Raw genomic sequence first — 19,220 nt, 5'->3', positions numbered from 1 at the left:
GAAATGAGCGATTATTCGATCTGGGTCTGCGAATACAGTTTCGTGGCCAAATACCACAAGAGCGGCGTGCTCTACGGCGCACATAACCAGGGCTACGTGAAGCTTCCCTATTGCTACGTCGTCATCAAGGGCAAGGACCACATTGCCATGGTCGATGTCGGCTACAACGACAAGGCCTACGGAAAACACCTGGGCGACAAGTTCGGCGTCGAGAACTGGCGCAGCCCCAAGGTGGTGCTGTCCGAAATCGGCGTGGCGCCGGAGGATGTCGACACGGTGTTCATCACCCACGCGCATTTCGACCATTTCGGCAATGTCGAGGATTTCCCCAAGGCGAAATTCTACATCCAGGAGCGCGAAATCGCCAAATGGGTCTGGGCCATGTCGCTGCCGGACCGCATGCGCTGGATGATGGTCGCCGTCGATCCGGGCGATATCGTCCGCGGCGTCGATCTTGCCCGCGACCGCCGGCTGGTGACGGTGGACGGCTCGCTCACCGACGTGCTGCCCGGCATCGACCTGCATGCCGCCTTCGACAGCCACACCTACGGCTCGATGTGGGTGACGGTTCGCAATGACGGCAAGACGGAATCGGCCGATCCCTGGGTGCTCGCCGGCGACCTCGTCTATGTCTTCGAAAACATCAAGGGACCGGGGTCCGCCGTCGATCTCGACGATATCTACGTGCCGGTCGGCCTTGCCGTCGGCAGCCAGACCAACCTGGTGCTGGCAACCGAAGAGATGATGAAGCAGGCCGGCCATGACGCCCATCGCGTCATCCCGATCCATGAGGAGCGCCTGCGGGATACATTCCCGTCGCGGATCACCGCGGAAGGCCTGCGGATCACCGAAATCTGCCTCGCGGACGGCGAACCCTCCAAGGTTTCGGCATGAGCGGGGATATCCGTAGCATCGGCATCGTCGGAGCCGGCCTCGTCGGCTCCGGATGGTCCATCGTTTTTGCTCGCGCCGGCCTCGACGTGACGATCTTCGATCCGAACGAGGCGATCCGGACCAAGGTCAAGGGCCATATCGAGACCGGCCTCAAGGACCTGCAGGCCGCCGGCCTCGTCGACGATCCTGCCGCGGTGCTCGACCGCATCAGCGTCGTCGACCAGTTGGAGGCAGCGGTTAGCCAGGCCGACTACGTGCAGGAATCGGTGTTCGAACGTGTCGACGTCAAGACCGAGGTGTCGCTGGCGATCGACAAGGTGATGGGGCCGAAAACCATCGTCGGCAGCTCCAGTTCCGGCATCCCGGCCTCGGCCTTCACCGAACAGTGCGCCAACCGGGCGCGCTTCATGGTATCGCATCCCGTCAATCCGCCGCATCTGGTGCCGGTCGTCGAAATCGTGCCGGCGCCCTGGACCGATGCCGGCGCCGTGGCCGCCGTCGACGCGCTCATGACAGGCGTCGGGCAGGTGCCGGTTCTGGTGCGGCGGGAGATCGAGGGTTTCATCCTCAACCGCCTGCAGGGCGCATTGCTCAACGAGGCCTGGGCTCTGTTCGAGGAAGGGTATGCCAGCGCCGCCGATATCGACAAGACCGTGTCCTACGGGCTCGGCCTGCGCTGGTCGTTCATGGGACCGTTCGAAACCATCGACCTCAACGCCCCCGGCGGCGTCAAGGATTATGCCGAACGGCTGGGGCCGCTCTACCACGGCATCGCGCAGTCGCGCACCGCGCCGCGCCCATGGTCGGCGGACCTGATCGCGGACGTCACCGCCGAACGGCGGGCAGCCCTGCCGGCCGAAGACCTTGCCGGCCGGCGCGATTGGCGGGATGCCTATCTCACCAGGCTCGCGGCCTTCCGCAAGAGACAGGAAGAGGGGAAATGATGCGGCTGGATGGCAAGACGGCCTTCGTCACCGGCGGCGCCGGCGGCCTCGGCAAGGCGATCTGCATGGCGCTGGCGAAAAGCGGCGCCCGTGTCGCGGTCGGATACAACACCGCCGCCAAGGCAGAAGCGCTTGTCGCTTCGCTGCCGGGCGAGGGGCATCTGGCCGTGCATGCGCCGGTGACGGACACGCCGGCATTGGCATCGGCCGCCGAACGCCTGAAGGCGGAATTCGGCGGGCTCGATATCCTCGTCAATTGCGCCGGCATCACCCGTTTCGTACCGCATGGCGATCTCGACGCGCTGGACGATGCGCTGATCGACGATATCCTCTCCGTGAACGTCCGCGGCGTCATTGCCGTGACACGGGCAATGATGCCGCTTCTTCGGGCGGGGAAAGAAGGCCTCGTCGTCAACATCTCCTCGATTGCGGCAAACACGGCCATGGGCAGCAACATCGCCTATTGCGCCTCGAAAGCCGCCGTCGACAACCTGACGAAATCACTCGGCCGGGCACTGGCACCGCAGGTGCGTGTCGTCTCGGTGGCGCCAGGACTGGTCGATACGGAATTCGTGCAGTCCCTCGACGTCTCCTGGCGCAACCAGCAGGCCGAGCGAACGCCGCTGAAACGGCTCGCCGATCCCGACGAGGTTGCGCAGGCCGTCATCGCCGCCGCGACAACGCTGACCTTCATGACCGGCGCCGTCATCCCCGTCGATGGCGGACGGCCGCTCGGATGAGGCGTGGAGCGTTTCGAACGGATCGAAACGCTCCCTCACTTCACCGAAAGCAGGTCGCTGAGCAGGCTTTCCTTGCCGAAACCGCCGGATTTGGTGATGAGCGTCACGCCCTGCCACCTGCCGCCAGCGATGCGGCAGATCGGCACGCCCGTCGCCACCTCGCCAAAACATTCCAGAAATTTTGCGCCGACCGATTGCAGCACCTTCGAAAGCGTGTCGCCGCCGACGATGATGAAAGCCGTTTCCGCCGGATTGCCGATGCTGATCTCCGGCACCAGGTCACCCAGGCGCGCCGACGTCTCCGAGGCGTCCGCGCTCGAAAGCGACGGCGCGATCAGGGCCGGCCTTCCATCCTTTTCGGGCTCGGCATCATCCGGCACTGCCAGGCCGGATGCCACCGCGTGGCTGATCTGATCCAGGGTCACCGGATGGGTGGTGCCGACGATGACCGCCCGGACCGGCGGCATGGCCCGGAGGGATCGCTGTCGCGACAGCGCAGCAGCCAGCCCGCCGGTCCCGACCCATAGAGTGCGTTGCTTTGCCTTGTGCCGTAGGGTGGTTATGCGTTTCACCAGCGTCTCCTGTGTCTCCGCATCGATGATCGAAACCGTTTGATCGCCGGATGCCGTTATGGAGCGGCCGTCTCCATCGAAAGCCAGCAGCCCGGCAGAAAACCCACGAGCTTCGAAATCCACGCAGAAATCCGGCCCCACCTGTCGCCGCTCCGCCCCGGCAAGATATTGCCTGCCATCCACCGTCACACGGCCCATATCCGGGAAGGCGGGAGCAAAAACGCAGTGCTCGAACCCGCCGGTGTGCATGGCCGCGACCGTCTCCGCCACGGGATGGCCACGCATGACGCTGTCGATTTTCTTGAACCATAGCGTTGGGGCGTGGCTCCCGGGTTCCAAGCCTTGCAAAACGTCCGCCACGACGGCGACTGCCGCCGCTTCGTCGAGATCGCGGGTCTCCGTGCTGACGGCGATGCGCGGGCCTTCCGGCAGCGGTTGCCACGGCAGGCCGATCAGCACAGACTCCTGCTGCGTCGCAAAGGCGCAGCCGCTGTCCAGTGCGCCGGTCAGATCGTCGGCGATGAGGCGAAGGTTCGGCATGCGTGATCGGTCCTGACTACGAAGAGGCGGCGACACATTCGACCGGTATACCGAGCGCGCGGATCGTTGCCGCATGATCGGGGTCGAGCCTGTCGTCGGTGATGATGAGGTGGACGTCCTTCAGCGATCCGAAGCTGCAGAAGGACCGGCTGAAGAACTTGCTGCTGTCGGCGAGAAGCACAACGAGGTCCGCAGCCCGCAAAATGGTCTGCTTGATATCGGCCAGTTCCGTCGATGTATCCGACAGCACCTCCGCCGTTAGCGCATGGGTGCCGATGAAGGCGATGTCGGCATGCAGGCGCTCCAGCGTGCGCATGGCGGCAACGCCCAGCAGCGTGGTCGAGCCCGCCCGCACGGTGCCGCCCGTCACCGTGGTCTGGATCGCCGCATTGTCGGAAAGCAGGGTGCCGATATGCAGGTCGTTGGTCACCGCCGTGAACGGAATGGTGCGCTCCCGCGCCGAGCGCGCCGCCGCACCCGTCGTCGTGCCGCTGTCGAAAATCACCGTCTGCCCCGGCTGGATCAACGCCGCGGCGCGCTCCCCGATCGCCTTCTTCTCGGCGCTGGCGATGGCGCGGGCGATGTCTTTTTCCGGCTCGAAACCGCGCATCGCCGTCGCCTCGATCATGGCGCCGCCATGAGTGCGCTGCAGATGCCCGGTATCGCAGAGATAATCGACATCGCGCCGCACGGTGGACAGCGAGATGGCGAGCTTATCCGCCATCTCCCGCAGCGATGCCGATTGCTCGACGCGGAGAAGCTCGATGATGCGCGCGCGCCGTTGTGCCGGGAACAAGTTTCACCTCGAAATCGAATTTTACGAACGTTAGGCCAAATCAATTGGCGTCACAAGACGCGTCAAAAAATTCCACATAATTTCAAAACATTCAAAAATTCTCTTTCTGGTGGGTGATAATCTGGTACAAATCCGCCACAAGACCCGCAGGATGGACAGAATTGACATGAAGACGATCGCAATCACGCTCGGAGACCCGGCCGGCATCGGCCCGGAAATCGCCCTCAAGGCCATCCAATCCCTCACCGCGGCGTCTGACGCCGCGCACACCCGCCTGCTGCTGATCGGCGACGCCGGAACGCTGACAGCGACGGGCAGCAAGCTCGGCCTCCCCGTACCGCCCGTCATTCAGGCGGACGATCTCGACACCGCGCCATCGGCGGCCATCCTGCCGACCAGCCGGCCGGCGGAACCGATCGAGACCGGCCGCGTCTCCGCCGAAGGCGGGCGTCAAGCTTTCGAGGCCGTGCGCATGGCGGTGGACCTCGCGCTCTCCGGCCGGATCGGCGCCATGGTGACGGCACCGCTCAACAAGGAAGCCCTGCATCTCGGCGGCCACCATTATCCCGGCCACACCGAAATGCTGGCAGACCTCACCGGCGTCCGCGACAGCGTCATGATGCTGGCGCACCAGAACTTTCGCGTCAGCCACGTCACCACCCATTGCGCCCTTGAGGACGTTCCGAAAAAAGCGACGGCTGCCCGCATTCGCCGTGTCGTCGATCTCACCCATGCAGCACTCGTGGCGCTCAGCATAAACGATCCGCGTATCGCCATTGCGGCGCTGAACCCGCATGCGGGCGAGGGCGGCATCTTCGGCCGCCACGATATCGACATCACCGCCCCCGTGGTCGCCGACTACCAGGCGAAGGGATGGCGGATTCTCGGCCCGGTGCCGGGCGACACCGTCTTCGTCAAGCTGCGGGCAGGCCAATACGACGCCGTCATCGCCATGTATCACGACCAGGGGCACATTCCGGTAAAACTGCTCGGCTTCGTCATCGACGCTGCGACCGGGACGTGGACCGAGCTTAGCGGCGTCAACGTCACGCTCGGCCTGCCGATCATCCGCACCTCCGTCGATCACGGCACCGCCTTCGACATCGCCGGTCGGGGCGTGGCGCAGCCGAGCAGCCTGATCGAGGCCATCGCTTATGCGCAATATGCGCTGACCCGGCAAGCTTAGCTGGTTTCCGTCAAGAACGGCCCTTTTTTGCTGTTGACCTTCCCGTTGCTGGAAGCTTTAGACCCGTTTCCAACTGAAATTGGATCGAGGATAAAACCATGGCGGCAGATCTGCGGCAGAGCTTTCCGGTCGAGGGGATGACGTGCGCCTCCTGCGTGCGTCGTGTCGAAACGGCGATCCGCAAGGTCCCGGGCGTCAGCGCGGCCAACGTCAATCTGGCGAGCGAAACGGCCGAGGTCACCTTCGAGACGTCCGTCGATCCCGCGCCGGTCATCGAGGCGATCCACAAGGCCGGCTATGAAGTGCAAACGACCCTGCGTGACTTCGACATCGAAGGCATGACCTGCGCCTCCTGCGTCCGGCGCGTCGAAACGGCGATCGCCGCCGTGCCCGGCGTCATCGCGGCAAACGTCAACCTTGCGACCGAACGGGCGAGCGTCCGCGCCATTGCCGGCGTGCCGAACAGCGCCATCGCGGCGGCGGTTCATAAGGCCGGTTACGAGGCGCGGGCGCCTCAGCTTTCCACGACCGGGGACGCGCGCGCCGAGATCCGCGAGCAGGAGATGCGGCGGCTGAAACGCGACCTGATCCTTGCTGCGGTCCTGACCCTGCCGGTCTTCGTGCTGGAGATGGGCGCGCATCTTTTCCCCGCCTTCCATCACTGGCTGGCGATGACGGTCGGGCAACAGGCGGTGTTCGTCCTCTGCTTCGTGCTGGCGTCGATCGTGCAGTTCGGCCCCGGCCTCCGGTTTTACGCCAAGGGTATTCCGGCGCTCTTCCGGCTGGCTCCGGACATGAACTCCCTCGTCGTGCTCGGCACCGGGGCCGCCTGGGGATATTCCACCGTGGCGACCTTCCTGCCGTCGCTGCTGCCGGCGGGCACCCGCAACGTCTATTTCGAATCCGCGGCGGTGATCGTGACGCTGATCCTCTTCGGCCGCTACCTCGAAGCTCGCGCCAAGGGCAGGACGAGCGAGGCGATCAAGCGGCTGATGGGCCTGCAGGCGAAATCCGCCCGCGTCGAGCGCAACGGACAGTTTGTCGACGTGCCGATGGACGCGGTGCAAGAAGGCGACATCGTGCAGGTGCGGCCCGGCGAACGCATCCCCGTGGACGGCCTCGTGACGGAAGGCCAGTCCTTCGTCGACGAGTCGATGATATCGGGAGAGCCGGTGCCGGTCGCCAAGGCGGCGGGGAGCGAACTGGTCGGCGGCACCGTCAACAAGGCCGGCAGCCTGACCTACCGCGCCACCAAGGTGGGCGCCGATACCGTGCTCTCCCAGATCATCCGCATGGTGGAGATGGCGCAGGGCTCGAAACTGCCGATCCAGGCATTGGTCGACCGGGTAACGGCGTGGTTCGTGCCGGCGGTGATGGCGGCTGCCGTGCTCACCTTCCTCGTCTGGCTGGTCTTCGGTCCGGAGCCGGCGCTAAGCTTTGCGCTGGTCAACGCGGTTGCCGTGCTCATCATCGCCTGCCCCTGCGCCATGGGGCTTGCGACGCCCACCTCGATCATGGTCGGCACCGGCCGCGCCGCCGAACTCGGTATCCTGTTCCGCAACGGCGACGGCCTGCAGACCTTGCGCGACACGCAGGTGGTCGCCGTCGACAAGACCGGCACGCTGACGGCCGGACGGCCGGAACTGACGGATTTCGAGGTGACGGAAGGGTTCGAAAGAGCTGACGTGCTGGCGCTGGTGGCAGCCGTCGAGGCGCGGTCGGAGCATCCGGTCGCGGAAGCCATCGTCGCGGCAGCGCGGCAGGAGGGCATCTCGCCCGCCGCGGCAAGCGATTTTGCCGCGGAAGCCGGTTATGGGGTCTCGGCCACCGTGAACGGCAGGACGGTCGCCATCGGCGCGGATCGCTACATGGCAAAACTCGGCCTCGATGTCGCGCCCTTTGCCGAAAAGGCCCGCGCCATGGGCGAGAAGGCGCGCACGCCGCTCTATGCCGCCGTCGATGGCAGGCTAGCCGCCGTCATCGCCGTTGCCGATCCGATCAAGCCGATGACGCCGGAGGCGATCCGGGCCCTGCACGGCATGGGGCTGACGGTGGCGATGATCACCGGCGACAACCGCCGCACCGCCGAAGCCATCGCCCGCGAACTGGGCATCGACGAGGTCGTGGCAGAGGTCCTTCCCGGCGGCAAGGTGGATGTGGTCAGGCGGCTCGGTGAAGGCGGGCGGGTGGTCACCTTCGTCGGCGACGGCATCAACGATGCCCCGGCATTGGCGGAGGCCGCCGTCGGCATCGCCATCGGCACGGGCACCGACATCGCCATCGAAAGCGCCGACGTCGTGCTGATGTCGGGCGATCTCCTCGGCGTGTCGCGGGCCATCGCACTGTCGAAGGCGACGATCCGCAACATTTCCGAAAACCTGTTCTGGGCCTTCGCCTACAATGTCATCCTGATCCCGGTGGCGGCCGGCGTGCTCTATCCACTGACCGGCACGACGCTTTCGCCGATGCTGGCTGCCGGCGCCATGGCGCTGTCGAGCATCTTCGTGCTCGGCAATGCCATGCGTCTGAAGCGATTCAGGGGGTGAGACGAAAAAAAGCTACCCCGACACGCAATCGGGGTGGCCTTTTTTTCAGGGTGGAGACGCACTCCTCCGAACAGCGAAGCCCTCACTCCACGTCGAACTTGACGCCCTGGGCGAGCGGCAGGGTCTTGCCGTAATTGATGGTGTTGGTCGAGCGGCGCATGTAGCCCTTCCAGGCATCCGAACCGGATTCGCGGCCGCCGCCGGTTTCTTTTTCGCCGCCGAAAGCGCCGCCGATTTCAGCGCCCGAGGGGCCGATGTTGACGTTGGCGATGCCGCAATCGGAACCGCGGGCGGAAACGAAGGTTTCGGCTTCCTGCATGTTGTTGGTGAAGATCGACGACGACAGGCCCTGCGGCACGGCATTGTTCAGCGCCAGGGCTTCGTTGAAATCGCTGTACTTGATGACGTAGAGGATCGGCGCGAAGGTTTCGTGCTCGACCGGACCGCTCTGCGACGGCATTTCCACCAGCGCCGGACGCACGTAGAAAGCGTTTTCCGAGCCGTTGTCGACGCGGTCACCACCGGTGATGGTGCCGCCGGCGGCCTTGGCACCGTCCAGCGCCGTCTGCATGTTGGCGAAAGCGGCCTTGTCGATCAGCGGGCCGACGAGCGTGCCTGACTCCAGCGGGTTGCCGACGGCGACGGAGCCATAGGCCTTCCGCAGGCGCGGAACGAGCTGGTCGTAGACGCTGTCATGCACGAAAAGACGACGCAGCGTCGTGCAGCGCTGGCCGGCCGTGCCCATGGCGGCGAAGGCGACGCCGCGCAGCGTCAGGTCGAGATCGGCCGTCGGGCAGACGATGGCGGCGTTGTTGCCGCCGAGTTCGAGGATCGAGCGGGCGAAACGCTGCGCCAGACGTGGACCGACCACGCGGCCCATCGCGGTGGAGCCGGTGGCGGAAACCAGCGGCACCTTCGGGTGATCGACCAGCACCTCGCCGATGGCGCGGCCGCCGATCAGAAGCGTCGAGAGGTTTGCCGGCGCCGTACCGCCTTCGGCGACGAAACGCTTGACGGCACGCTCGAACAGCGCCTGCGTGGCCAGCGCCGTCAGCGGCGTCTTTTCCGACGGCTTCCAGATCGTCGCGTTGCCGCAGACCAATGCCAGTGCGGCATTCCACGACCAGACGGCCACCGGGAAGTTGAAGGCGGAAATGATGCCGACGACGCCGAGCGGATGCCAGGTTTCCATCATGCGGTGCTCGGAGCGCTCGGTGGCGATCGTCAGGCCGTAGAGCTGGCGCGACAGGCCGACGGCGAAATCGCAGATGTCGATCATTTCCTGCACCTCGCCGAGGCCTTCGGAGGTGATCTTGCCGACTTCGATCGAGACGAGGCGGCCGAGCGCGGCCTTGCCGGCGCGCAGTTCTTCGCCGAGCAGACGGATCAGCTCACCGCGCTTCGGCGCCGGCACCTGACGCCATTCGAGGAAGGCCTTGTGGGCAGCTTCGATCTTTTCGGCCGTTGCGGCGGCGCTGTCCTCCGGCAGGCGGCCGATTTCGGCGCCCGAGATCGGCGACGTCACAGACAGCGTGCCGCCGGTGAAGCGTGCTTCCGAAACGCCGAGGTCGGCAAGGATCTTTTTGACGTCTGCGGCGAGATCAAGCTGTGCGAGGGTCATGTTGGTCTTTCCAATGGTTCTTGTGGTTGTCACGACGACGGATGGAATGCTTTCGATTCTTTTTTGCCGCATTGTCCGACGCCGAAGCGCCTCGCTTCGGCTGGACATGCGTCAGAAACGTTCGCCGGCAAAATGCGCCACCTGCGCGCCGGCCTCATACCACGCTTCCTTGACGGCGCGGAAGCTCTGGTCTTTAGGATCGGTGACCGGCAGAGGCAGGTCGGCCTCGGCGATGTCACCGAGAATGTGGCGGGCGAGCGTCTGGCCGAAAACGGTTCCGGGCGCAATGCCGCGACCGTTATAGCCGGAAAAACCGACGACACGCTCGGCAAAACGATGGAAACGCGGCACGGCATCGGCGGTCATGCCGATCTTGCCATACCATTCGGACTCGAACTCGATATCGCCGAGCTGCGGGAAGAGGCGTTTCATCGCGCGCTTCGCCCAGGCCTTGTGAACGGCATAACCGGTGTTGCGCAGGGCGCCGACGCTGCCGAAGACCAGGCGTCCGGCCTGGTCCATGCGGAAGGACGACAGAATTTCCTTGGTATCCCAGCAGCCTTCGCGGCCAGGCAGCACCGAGCGCGACAGGTTGTCGCCAAGCGGCCTCGTGGCAAAATTGAAATAGGGAAGGTGGATCTGCTCTGTGCGGACGGACGAGAAGGGGCCGGTCGAATAGGCATCGGTGGCAACGAGGATCCATTGCGCCGTTACCGATCCCCCGGGCGTCCTGACGCGCCAACCGCTGCCGGTCTTTTCATAACCTTCCACCGGGCTGCCGGTGTGGAGGCCGGCGCCGGCAGCAAGGGCGGCATGCGCAAGGCCGCGCACATAGGCAAGCGGCTGCAGCGTCCCGGCCCGGCGATCATACAAGGCGCCGGAATATCCGGTCGAACCGATCCGCGCCGCCGTCTCTTCCGCCGAGAGAAGCTCGACGGGCGCGCCGCGCGCCTTCCATTGACGGTGCCGCTCTTCCAGTTCCTTGAGGCCATCGTCACCGACGGCGCAATGCAGGGTGCCGTTCGTCTCCAGCTCGCAGGCAATGGCATGTTTTTCGATCAGCTGGCGCACGACCAGCGGCGCACCGCCCAGAAGCTCCAGAACCCGCTCGCCATAGGTGGGGCCGAGCACGCCCGGCAGGTCGTTGGGCATCACCCACATGCCGCCGTTGATCAGCCCGACGTTGCGGCCCGCGCCGCCGAAACCGACCTCCGTCGCCTCCAGCACCACCGCCTTGCGACCGGCCTCCGCCAGATGCAGCGCCGCCGAAAGCCCGGTAAAACCGCCGCCGACGATGGCGACATCGGCGGTGACATCCCCGATGAGCGACGACGTCACGGGCGCGGGCGGGGCGGTCTTTTCCCAGAGACCGTGGGAGCGGGGGTCGTTCAGCATCGTTGTCTTCCCTGTCGCCAGACCGTCTGCGGATCTGCCCGAATGCACCTGATCGGACAGCCGAAATCTGCGATCGTCCGTCTTTACAGCCACGGCATGATGATGAATATCGACTTATTATCAAGAGTTCATTCTGATTGGGAATGACCCATGCTGCCCGCCCGCCGTTTCCTGCCCTCGCTGTCGCTGCTGGCGGCCTTCGAAGCCGCCGCCCGCACCGGCAGCGTCACCATCGCCGCCCGCGAACTGGACCTGACGCAAAGCGCGGTCAGCCGGCAGATCAAGGCGCTGGAAAAGCAGCTGGGCGTCGCACTTTTCGTGCGCGAGCGCCAGACGATCCGGCTGACGCTCGCCGGCGACGCCTATGCGCGAGAAATCCGCGAGGCGTTGCGGCGCATTTCCAGCGCCTCGCTGAACCTGCGGGCCAACCCGGACGGCGGCGCCCTGACGCTGGCGATCCTGCCGACCTTCGGAACCCGCTGGCTGGCGCCGCGTCTCGGGCGGTTTCTGGAAAGCAATCCGGGTACGACGGTCAATCTCGTCACACGGCTTTCGCCCTTCGATTTCCGGCTCGATTCGATCGATGCCGCCATTCATTTCGGCCATCCGCACTGGCCGGGTGCCGAGCTTGCCTTCCTGATGTCGGAGCGCGTCGTGCCGGCCTGCAGCCCGGCCTTTCGCGCCCGTCACCGGCTGGAACAGCCGGCGGATTTCCTTTCCGTGCCCTTGCTGCACCTGACCAGCCGGCCGGATGCCTGGGAACGCTGGCTGATCGACCATGCGGTGCCGGAGCCGAGCGTCCACGGCATGTTGTTCGACCAGTTTGCCACAGCGGCGCAGGCGGCGGCGGCCGGTCTCGGGGTGGCGCTTCTGCCGACCTTCCTGATCGAGGAGGAGTTGCGGCGCGGCGAACTGGTGGCAGCCGGCGCCGACATGCAGAGTGCGGGCGGTTATTATCTCGTCTGTCCCGCCGAACGGCTGACCTATCCGCCGCTCGCCGCCTTCCGCGAATGGATTCTTCGCGAGGCGGCCGCGACATAAGCATGCCTTGCATGCTGGTACCGATTTCGCCCATATTGTTTTCGGCCGCTCTCGTCTTTAAGAAGGGCGGCATCGCTATTTCGCAGGAAACCAGCATGAAACCGATCTTCGTCCAGCTTCAATGCGCGCCCGGCAAGACCTACCAGGTGGCCGATGCGATCTACAAGACCGAACTGGTCTCGGAGCTTTATTCCACCAGCGGCGAATACGACCTGCTGATGAAGGTCTATGTCAACGAAGACAAGGACATCGGCAAGTTCATCAACGAGCACATCGCCAACATTCCGGGCATCATGCGCTCGCTGACGACGCTGACGTTCACGGCGTTCTGATCAGGCGGCCTTTGCCGCGGCAAGGGCGACGACGAAGACCAGATGCGTCGCATGGTGCAGCGTCTGATCGATCCCCATCAGCCACCAGAAGCCGGATGAGGACGGGGCAAGCGTCAGCTTGCGCCCGAAGATGCCCTTCATCCTGTCGATGAAGAAATGCACGCCGAAATCGGCCGCGGCGAGCCAGACAAGCGCCGGCGCGGCGACAGTGAAGATCAGGGCGGTGATGGCGGCATGCACCGCCACATGCGCCGCCAAAGGCGCCAGCCAACCGCGTTCCGCCTCCTTGCCGCGCGCCATCCAGTCCGTTTGCAGCAGGAAATCCGCGGCGAGATGCTTGAGCAGGAAAGCAGTCGCTGCCGCGAGTAGCCAGAACGTCGGAACGGTGTCTGGCATCGCGACCATGGTTCAGCGCGCTCCCTTGCACCGGCAGCAGAGCGGCGAGCCATCGGCCTCCGCCGTCCTCGATATCGCCTCCGGCCGAAAACCCCTCATCGCGCCCCGCCCGCGCCGATAAAGCCGCCGAGGAAAGATGTCAGGTTATCGCCGAGCGCATCGCAGAGATAGCCGCCCTCCTGGACGATGACGGTCGGCAGGCCCATGTCGGCGATCGCTTCGCCGATGCGGGCAAAGCCGGGCGTCGTCACCGAGAGCCCTCCGAAAGGGTCGCCTTCGAAGGCGTCCAGCCCCAGCGCCACCACCAGCGCATCCGGGGCAAAGGCTTCAATGCGTTCGGCCGCAGCGGAAAGCGCTTCGAGAAACTCCGCGTCGCCGGATTTCCGCAGCAGCGGCAGGTTGAGGTTGTAGCCGAGGCCCGGGCCTTCGCCGCGCTCGTCCGCATATCCCCAGAAGAACGGATAGAAGCGGATCGGATCGGCATGGATGGAAACCGTCAGCACGTCGTCGCGGCGGTAGAAGATGCCCTGCGTGCCATTGCCGTGATGCAGGTCGACGTCGAGGATGACGAGACGTTTCGCCTGGCTGCGCAGATGCTGGGCGGCGATGGCGGAGTTGTTGAGGAAGCAGAAGCCGCCGGCGACATCGGCAAAGGCATGGTGGCCCGGCGGGCGGCAAAGCGCATAAGAGGCCCGCGCGCCGGACAGCACCGTCTCGGCGGCCTCCACCGCGCTCCAGGCGCTCCAGCAGGCGCTCAGCCAGGTGTCGGCGGAAATCGGGCAGGCGGTATCGGCCATGTGGTAACCGGCCTGGCCGACGGCGGAGGCCGGATAGCTGCCGGCGCGTGCCAAGGGGTGAATATTGGGGATCACCTCTTCGGAGGCGCCTTCGATGCGCTGCCAGCGTTCGAAGATGGTGCGCAGGAAGGCGAGGTATTCCGGCGTATGAATGGCGGCGATCGGCTTCAAACCGTGGTCGCGGGGCCGCTCGATGGTGGACCCGGCCGCCTTGGCGCCGGCGAGCAGGCGGTTGGTGCGCTCCGGCTTTTCCGGATTGGGTTTCTGCGCCCCGCTGGACAAGAACATTCGGGGGTCGTGGATCGCCTGTTCTTCGGCAAAAAAGGTCTTCATTTCGCTTCCGTATCCTATCGTCTGTCAGACGCCGCTTTCATCGAGGCCGGCGAGGGCATCGAAGGCGTCACCGTAAATAGCATGAATATGTTCTTCCGGCTGGTGCAGCAGGCCGACCCGCTCGTAAAAATGCCGGGCGGTGAGGTTTTCCGCATCGACGGAAAGGCGCAGGTAGACGCCGCCCTTGTCTCGGACATGCCGTGCCGTCTGCCGTAACAGCGCCTCGGCAACGCCGGTGCCGCGAAACGCCGTGTCGACCACCAGATCCTGGATGTAGGCCCCCGGCTTGCCGCGCCAGGTGGAAAAACTCGCAAAATACAGGCAGAGCCCGGCGAACGCGCTGTCGATTTCGGCAATCAGCACCTCGAAGGCCGGCGAGGGGCCAAAGCCATAGCGGCGGAAATCCTCGGCCGTGGCGCTGATCTTGTGCGGCGTGCCGAGATGATCGCCGATCATGCGGATGCCGGCCAGGATGGTTTCGGCATCGGAGGCTGTCGCCTTGCGGATCAGCAGCGCATTTCGGTTTGCCGTCACCATCAGAAGGCCACCCGGTCGCCGCCCTTGAGCGCCAGCATGCTGCGCGCCTCTTCGGGCGTGGCCACCTCCAGCGAAAGGTTTTCGAGGATGGTGCGGATACGCGCCACCTGCTGCGCGTTCGATGTCGCCAGTTCGCCGCGGCCGATATAGAGGCTGTCCTCCAGCCCGACACGGACATTGCCGCCCAAAGTCGCCCCCATGGTGATCAACGGCATCTGGGCGCGGCCGGCGGCCAGAACGGAGAAACGATAGTCGTCGCCGAACAGCTTGTCGGCGATACGTTTCATGTGCGCGAGGTTTTCCGGATCGGCGCCGATGCCGCCGAGGATGCCCAGCACGAACTGGATGAACAACGGCCCCTTCACCAGCCCGCGATCGTAAAAATGTTTCAGCGAATAGAGATGGCCGACATCGTAGCATTCGAATTCGAAACGCGTGCCGCAGCCCTCGCCGAGCCGCTTCAGGATGTCCTCGATATCGGCGAAGGTGTTCTTGAAGATGCCACTGCGCGTCGCTTCCAGCAGCCGCGGTTCCCAGTCGTGTTTCCATTCCATGCCCGGTTTGGCCAGGCCGAAAATGCCGAAATTCATCGAGCCCATGTTGAGCGAGCACATTTCCGGCTCGGCCTTGAGTGCGGCGGCGAGCCGCTCGTCGAGCGTCATCAAAGAGCTGCCGCCGGTGGAGATGTTGATCACCGCATCCGTCGCCTGCTTGATGACCGGCAGGAACTGCAGGAAGACGGCGGGATCGGCGGAAGGCCGGCCGTCGGACGGATCGCGGGCGTGCAGGTGCAGGATCGAGGCGCCGGCCTCTGCAGCAGCGATCGCCTGTTCGGCGATCTCGGCCGGCGTCACCGGCAAATGCGGGCTCATCGACGGCGTGTGCACCGAGCCGGTGACCGCACAGGTGATGATGACCTTGTTCTTCGACATGCCTGCCACTCGCTTGTTCTCCACAACCGCCTTCGGCGGATCTTCGCCGCTACACTAGCCAAAGAATGGAGCGAAATGCCAGAGGCGGGACGGTCCATACGGCAATCATTCGCGTCGGCGATTTTGTTTCGCCGATCCCCTTGAGTCGCTATTGACGAAGCTCGTGTCTTCGGATCAACTGAAGTTGTCAGACATCTTATAGAAACGGGAACAAGGTCTGATCCGCGACGAAGGAGGATTTCGTGAAGAAACTATTCGCATATCTGGCGGTCGGCGCCGCGCTGGCTTTTGCCTCGACCGCCCAGGCCGGTGAAACGCTGGACCGTGTCATGGGCAAGAAGGCGATGGTCGTCGCCACCAACAGCGGCTGGCCACCCCAGAGCTTTCTCGACGACAACAACGAGATGGTCGGCTTCGACATCGACGTCGCCCGCGAGATCGGCAAGCGCCTCGGCGTCGAGGTGAGCTTCGAGACACCGGACTGGCAGACGCTGACCGGCGGCCGCTGGCAGGGTCGCTACGACCTCGGCGTCGGCTCGGTGACGCCCACCAAGGCGCGGGCCCAGGTCATCGATTTCGTCGGCATCTATTATTACAGCCCCTATGTCTATGTCGTCCACAAGGACAGCGACGCCAAATCCGTCACCGATCTCAACGGCAAGGTGATCGGCGTCGAAACGGCGACGACATCGGAAGATTTTATCAATCGCAAGCTTGAAATCGACGCGCCCGGCCTGCCGCCGATCGAATACAAGCTGGAACCGGGCGAAGTCCGCACCTTCGCCGATTCGATGTTGCCCTTCGACGACCTGCGCCTCGGCAACGGCGTGCGCCTCGACGCGGTGATCGCGCCGGAGCAGACAGCGATGAACGCCATCAAGAACGGCTATCCGCTGAAGGTGATCGAAGGCGAATACGCCTTCCGCGAGCCGCTCGTCGTCATCGCCGAGAAGGTCGATCCGGATTGGACCGCCAAGGTCGGCGGCATCATCCAGGAAATGAAGAAGGACGGCACGCTCGGGACGCTGACCACCAAGTGGTACGGCAAGGATTATAGCGCCGATTGATTTCCGATACGGGCGGCCCTGCCGCCCGTTTCTCTGTTTCGGTTGCACGAGCCCATCCATGTCCTATCCCGATACCTATTACAAACGCACCCTGAGCGAGGCGAAGGTCAGGCCTGTCCTTGCGGAAAACATCGATTGTGATGCCGTCATTGTCGGCGGCGGCCTTGCTGGTCTGACAACGGCGCTGCAGCTGGCCCGCGCCGGCCGCTCCGTCACCGTGCTGGAGGCGGAAAGCGTCGGCTTCGGCGCTTCCGGCCGCAACGGCGGCTTCGTCAGCGCCGGTTATGCCACCGGCAGCGAAGAGATCGCCCGCCACGCCGGTGAAGCAGCGGCCAAGGCCTTGCATCGGCTGTCGATGGAGGGCGTGGACTTTATCCGCGACACGATCCGCGACCTGTCGATAACCGGTGCCAAGCCGCAGAGCGGTATTCTCGGCGTGCTGCGCTACGACGGCGGCGACAGTCTCAGGACCTATGCCGACGAGATTGCCCGCACCTATGGCTACGAGCTGGAATTCTACGACCGCGACCGGGTGCGCGCGGTGCTGAAATCGCAACGTTATTATCAGGGCCTGCGCAATCCCACCGCCTTCCACATGCACCCGCTGAACTATTTGCGGGCGCTGGCGGCGGAAATCGAGCGCCTGGGCGGACGCATCTACGAACAATCCGCCGCCGAAAGTACCGATTTTTCCGGGCCGGAAAAGATCGTCCGCACCGCCAAGGGCACCGTGCGCGCCCACGACGTCGTCTTCACCACCGGCGGCTACACCGGCGCACTGGTCGGCAAGCTCAACCGCGCCTTCCTGCCGATCGCCACCTATGTGATGGTCAGCGAGGAAGCGCCGGATCTCATCCGCCAGGCGGTCGCCACCACCGATGCGATCGGCGACGACCGCCGGGCCGGCGATTATTACCGCGTCGTCGACGATGGCCGGCGCCTGCTCTGGGGCGGGCGGATCACCACGCGCGCCGCCTCCGCCGAGGCGCTGGCGAAAGAATTGCGCCGCGAAATGGTCGGCACCTATCCGCAGCTGAAAGAGCTGAAGACCGAACTCGCCTGGTCGGGGCTGATGTCCTATGCCCGCCACCTGATGCCGCAGATCGGCCGGCTGCAGCCGGGCGTCTGGTATTGCACCGCCTTCGGCGGCCACGGACTGAACACCACGGCCATTGGCGGCAAGGTGATTGCCGAGGGCATTCTCGGTGCCAGCGAGCGCTACAGACTGTTCGAACCCTTCGGCCTCGTCTGGGCCGGCGGCATCGCCGGGCTGGCCGTGGCGCAGCTGACCTATTGGAAACTGCAGGCCCAGGACTGGTGGCGCGAACGCGCCGCCTAAAGCATTTCCAGCCGAAGCAGAGGTGCTTCAGCGGCGGACAATGCGAAAAACAAAAGGATGGAGCATGTCGCGCAAGATTGCGCAGCGGTTTTGCGCCAGAACAAGGGAATGGAACGCTTACGCGTTTCGGAGAAAAGCGGAAATGCTCCAAGGGGGAGGGGAACGCAGATGATCGGCAGGTTCATCCTGAACTATCCGGAGGCGGCGCGGCGCACCGGCGTGCTGCTGGCGCTTGGCCTCGTCGCCCTCGCTCTCTTCGCCATGGGCGTCAGTTCGGTCTGGCTGGGGCGGCTCGTTCCGCCGCTTTCCGAATGGCTGGCCGCCAACGATAGCCTTGGCCGGCTGCTGGCCGCCATCGCCATTGCGTTGATCCTTGCCGCCAACTGGAAGCTGCTCAGGCTTCTGCCGCGCCGGCAGCAGGTGATCGGCGTCTGGCTGGAGCTGTTCGTGCTCCTGATGCTGTTCTTCTATTCCTTCGACCTGTCTTTCGCCTTCATCGCCAAGAAGATCGGCTTCCTGATCACCCAGGGCGTGGTGACGACACTCTACATCTCGGCGATCTCCATCGTCATCGCCACGGTGATCGCGCTCGTCGGCGCCATTGCAAAACTCTCGAAGAACGGCGTCATCTACGGCCTCGCCACCTTCTACACATCGCTGTTCCGCGGCCTGCCGCTGTTGATGCAGATCTACATCATCTATCTCGGCCTGCCGCAGGTGGGTTACGTCATCGGCGCCGTGCCCGCCGGCATCCTGGCGCTGTCGCTCTGCTACGGCGCCTACATGACGGAAATCTTCCGCGCCGGCATCCAGAGCATTTCGCGCGGCCAGAGCGAGGGCGCCACGGCCCTCGGCCTCAGCCCAAGCCAGACGATGGCACTGGTCATCCTGCCGCAGGCCATGCGGGTGATCATTCCGCCGACCGGCAACCAGTTTATCGCAATGCTGAAAGACTCGTCTCTTGTCTCGGTTGTCGGCGTATGGGAGATCATGTATCTCGCCCGTACCCAGGGGCAAACGGAGTTCCGCCACATCGAGATGCTGATCACGGCCTCGATGATCTACTGGATCCTGTCCATCGGCCTGGAGTTCCTGCAGGCGCGCATCGAGGAGCGTTTCGGTCGTTTCAATGTCCGCTGACATCCCTGCCTCATCCGCCCTGGGCATCGGACCGCGCTCCAACCTGCGCGGGGTGCTGTTTGCCGCACCGGT

18 protein-coding genes are annotated in these 19,220 nt (G+C 64.7%); 10 read left to right on the top strand and 8 right to left on the bottom strand.

The features are described 5' to 3' along the window. The first annotated feature begins 3 nt into the window (after nt 1-3). Genes DEM27_RS14155 through DEM27_RS14145 form a run of 3 tightly spaced genes read left to right on the top strand, consistent with a single transcriptional unit; the run spans nt 4 to nt 2,578 of the window. On the top strand, nt 4-894 hold the full coding sequence (locus tag DEM27_RS14155) for an N-acyl homoserine lactonase family protein (RefSeq protein WP_109458886.1): 891 nt from the start codon (nt 4-6) through the stop codon (nt 892-894). Continuing rightward, on the top strand, nt 891-1,838 hold the full coding sequence (locus DEM27_RS14150; protein ID WP_109458885.1) for a 3-hydroxyacyl-CoA dehydrogenase: 948 nt from the start codon (nt 891-893) through the stop codon (nt 1,836-1,838). Before DEM27_RS14155 ends, DEM27_RS14150 begins: the two co-directional genes overlap by 4 nt. Further along, complete coding sequence (locus tag DEM27_RS14145) at nt 1,835-2,578, top strand: SDR family NAD(P)-dependent oxidoreductase (RefSeq protein ID WP_109458884.1); 744 nt, start codon at nt 1,835-1,837, stop codon at nt 2,576-2,578. Before DEM27_RS14150 ends, DEM27_RS14145 begins: the two co-directional genes overlap by 4 nt. Nucleotides 2,579-2,613: 35 nt before the next feature. On the opposite strand, the gene DEM27_RS14140 is transcribed toward DEM27_RS14145, so the two are convergent. Both DEM27_RS14140 and DEM27_RS14135 read right to left on the bottom strand, forming a co-directional pair. Continuing rightward, on the bottom strand, nt 2,614-3,690 hold the full coding sequence (locus DEM27_RS14140; RefSeq protein WP_165823427.1) for a four-carbon acid sugar kinase family protein: 1,077 nt from the start codon (nt 3,688-3,690) through the stop codon (nt 2,614-2,616). A 16-nt stretch (nt 3,691-3,706) separates the two neighbouring features. Next, nucleotides 3,707-4,486 (bottom strand): DeoR/GlpR family DNA-binding transcription regulator, encoded by a 780-nt coding sequence (locus tag DEM27_RS14135; RefSeq protein ID WP_109458882.1) that lies wholly within the window; start codon nt 4,484-4,486, stop codon nt 3,707-3,709. 166 nt (nt 4,487-4,652) lie between these two features. Here DEM27_RS14135 and pdxA point away from each other — a divergent pair, with 166 nt between their 5' ends. Together pdxA and DEM27_RS14125 are read left to right on the top strand one after the other, a co-directional pair. Continuing rightward, complete coding sequence (gene pdxA / locus DEM27_RS14130; protein ID WP_245445831.1) at nt 4,653-5,672, top strand: 4-hydroxythreonine-4-phosphate dehydrogenase PdxA; 1,020 nt, start codon at nt 4,653-4,655, stop codon at nt 5,670-5,672. 98 nt (nt 5,673-5,770) lie between these two features. Then, entirely contained in the window at nt 5,771-8,218 is a 2,448-nt protein-coding gene (locus DEM27_RS14125; RefSeq protein ID WP_109458880.1) for a heavy metal translocating P-type ATPase, read from the top strand. An 82-nt stretch (nt 8,219-8,300) separates the two neighbouring features. Here the strand turns inward: DEM27_RS14125 and amaB are convergent, their stop codons facing one another. Together amaB and DEM27_RS14115 are read right to left on the bottom strand one after the other, a co-directional pair. Beyond that, nucleotides 8,301-9,839, bottom strand: coding sequence for an L-piperidine-6-carboxylate dehydrogenase (amaB, locus tag DEM27_RS14120; RefSeq protein WP_109458879.1), 1,539 nt, complete (start codon nt 9,837-9,839; stop codon nt 8,301-8,303). 111 nt (nt 9,840-9,950) lie between these two features. Further along, nucleotides 9,951-11,234 (bottom strand): NAD(P)/FAD-dependent oxidoreductase, encoded by a 1,284-nt coding sequence (locus DEM27_RS14115; RefSeq protein WP_109458878.1) that lies wholly within the window; start codon nt 11,232-11,234, stop codon nt 9,951-9,953. 150 nt (nt 11,235-11,384) lie between these two features. Here DEM27_RS14115 and DEM27_RS14110 point away from each other — a divergent pair, with 150 nt between their 5' ends. Beyond that, entirely contained in the window at nt 11,385-12,275 is an 891-nt protein-coding gene (locus DEM27_RS14110) for a LysR family transcriptional regulator (RefSeq protein WP_109458877.1), read from the top strand. A 95-nt stretch (nt 12,276-12,370) separates the two neighbouring features. Continuing rightward, nucleotides 12,371-12,607: an Lrp/AsnC ligand binding domain-containing protein gene (locus DEM27_RS14105; protein ID WP_109458974.1), complete on the top strand. Its 237-nt coding sequence runs from the start codon at nt 12,371-12,373 to the stop codon at nt 12,605-12,607. Here the strand turns inward: DEM27_RS14105 and DEM27_RS14100 are convergent, their stop codons facing one another. The 4 genes from DEM27_RS14100 to kce all read right to left on the bottom strand — a co-directional run bounded on the left by DEM27_RS14100 (nt 12,608) and on the right by kce (nt 15,602). Further along, the gene (locus DEM27_RS14100) at nt 12,608-13,012 is read right to left on the bottom strand and encodes a DUF3307 domain-containing protein (protein ID WP_109458876.1); all 405 of its coding nucleotides are present in this window, start codon (nt 13,010-13,012) and stop codon (nt 12,608-12,610) included. Nucleotides 13,013-13,098: 86 nt separating this feature from the next. Then, entirely contained in the window at nt 13,099-14,133 is a 1,035-nt protein-coding gene (locus DEM27_RS14095) for a histone deacetylase family protein (RefSeq protein ID WP_109458875.1), read from the bottom strand. A gap of 24 nt (nt 14,134-14,157) precedes the next feature. After that, entirely contained in the window at nt 14,158-14,670 is a 513-nt protein-coding gene (locus DEM27_RS14090) for a GNAT family N-acetyltransferase (protein WP_109458874.1), read from the bottom strand. Then, the gene (kce, locus tag DEM27_RS14085) at nt 14,670-15,602 is read right to left on the bottom strand and encodes a 3,5-dioxohexanoate:acetyl-CoA acetone transferase (protein WP_109458873.1); all 933 of its coding nucleotides are present in this window, start codon (nt 15,600-15,602) and stop codon (nt 14,670-14,672) included. Before kce ends, DEM27_RS14090 begins: the two co-directional genes overlap by 1 nt. Before the next feature lie 242 nt (nt 15,603-15,844). Between kce and DEM27_RS14080 the strand changes: the two genes are divergently transcribed. From DEM27_RS14080 to DEM27_RS14070, 3 genes are all read left to right on the top strand, one after another. Next, nucleotides 15,845-16,669: a transporter substrate-binding domain-containing protein gene (locus DEM27_RS14080; RefSeq protein WP_109458872.1), complete on the top strand. Its 825-nt coding sequence runs from the start codon at nt 15,845-15,847 to the stop codon at nt 16,667-16,669. A 58-nt stretch (nt 16,670-16,727) separates the two neighbouring features. After that, nucleotides 16,728-18,008 carry an NAD(P)/FAD-dependent oxidoreductase gene (locus tag DEM27_RS14075; protein ID WP_109458871.1) on the top strand — a complete coding sequence of 427 codons (1,281 nt, stop codon included), beginning with the start codon at nt 16,728-16,730 and terminating at the stop codon, nt 18,006-18,008. Between the two features lie 168 nt (nt 18,009-18,176). Beyond that, nucleotides 18,177-19,148: an amino acid ABC transporter permease gene (locus DEM27_RS14070; protein WP_109458870.1), complete on the top strand. Its 972-nt coding sequence runs from the start codon at nt 18,177-18,179 to the stop codon at nt 19,146-19,148. Nucleotides 19,149-19,220: the final 72 nt, after the last annotated feature.

The organism is Rhizobium album, assembly GCF_003122325.1.
In the GTDB taxonomy this organism is placed as follows: Bacteria; Pseudomonadota; Alphaproteobacteria; order Rhizobiales; family Rhizobiaceae; genus Metarhizobium; species Metarhizobium album.
This window is presented reverse-complemented; position numbering and strand designations above follow the sequence as displayed.

What these genes read in the sequence shown, in the direction of transcription:
- DEM27_RS14105 (WP_109458974.1), top strand. Translation starts at nt 12,371, where the DNA reads ATGAAACCGATCTTCGTCCAGCTTCAATGCGCGCCCGGCAAGACCTAC.
- amaB (WP_109458879.1), bottom strand. Translation starts at nt 9,839, where the DNA reads ATGACCCTCGCACAGCTTGATCTCGCCGCAGACGTCAAAAAGATCCTT.
- DEM27_RS14110 (WP_109458877.1), top strand. Translation starts at nt 11,385, where the DNA reads ATGCTGCCCGCCCGCCGTTTCCTGCCCTCGCTGTCGCTGCTGGCGGCC.
- DEM27_RS14155 (WP_109458886.1), top strand. Translation starts at nt 4, where the DNA reads ATGAGCGATTATTCGATCTGGGTCTGCGAATACAGTTTCGTGGCCAAA.
- DEM27_RS14070 (WP_109458870.1), top strand. Translation starts at nt 18,177, where the DNA reads ATGATCGGCAGGTTCATCCTGAACTATCCGGAGGCGGCGCGGCGCACC.
- DEM27_RS14090 (WP_109458874.1), bottom strand. Translation starts at nt 14,670, where the DNA reads ATGGTGACGGCAAACCGAAATGCGCTGCTGATCCGCAAGGCGACAGCC.
- DEM27_RS14125 (WP_109458880.1), top strand. Translation starts at nt 5,771, where the DNA reads ATGGCGGCAGATCTGCGGCAGAGCTTTCCGGTCGAGGGGATGACGTGC.
- DEM27_RS14075 (WP_109458871.1), top strand. Translation starts at nt 16,728, where the DNA reads ATGTCCTATCCCGATACCTATTACAAACGCACCCTGAGCGAGGCGAAG.
- DEM27_RS14145 (WP_109458884.1), top strand. Translation starts at nt 1,835, where the DNA reads ATGATGCGGCTGGATGGCAAGACGGCCTTCGTCACCGGCGGCGCCGGC.
- kce (WP_109458873.1), bottom strand. Translation starts at nt 15,602, where the DNA reads ATGTCGAAGAACAAGGTCATCATCACCTGTGCGGTCACCGGCTCGGTG.
- pdxA (WP_245445831.1), top strand. Translation starts at nt 4,653, where the DNA reads ATGAAGACGATCGCAATCACGCTCGGAGACCCGGCCGGCATCGGCCCG.
- DEM27_RS14115 (WP_109458878.1), bottom strand. Translation starts at nt 11,234, where the DNA reads ATGCTGAACGACCCCCGCTCCCACGGTCTCTGGGAAAAGACCGCCCCG.
- DEM27_RS14095 (WP_109458875.1), bottom strand. Translation starts at nt 14,133, where the DNA reads ATGAAGACCTTTTTTGCCGAAGAACAGGCGATCCACGACCCCCGAATG.
- DEM27_RS14150 (WP_109458885.1), top strand. Translation starts at nt 891, where the DNA reads ATGAGCGGGGATATCCGTAGCATCGGCATCGTCGGAGCCGGCCTCGTC.
- DEM27_RS14140 (WP_165823427.1), bottom strand. Translation starts at nt 3,690, where the DNA reads ATGCCGAACCTTCGCCTCATCGCCGACGATCTGACCGGCGCACTGGAC.
- DEM27_RS14100 (WP_109458876.1), bottom strand. Translation starts at nt 13,012, where the DNA reads ATGGTCGCGATGCCAGACACCGTTCCGACGTTCTGGCTACTCGCGGCA.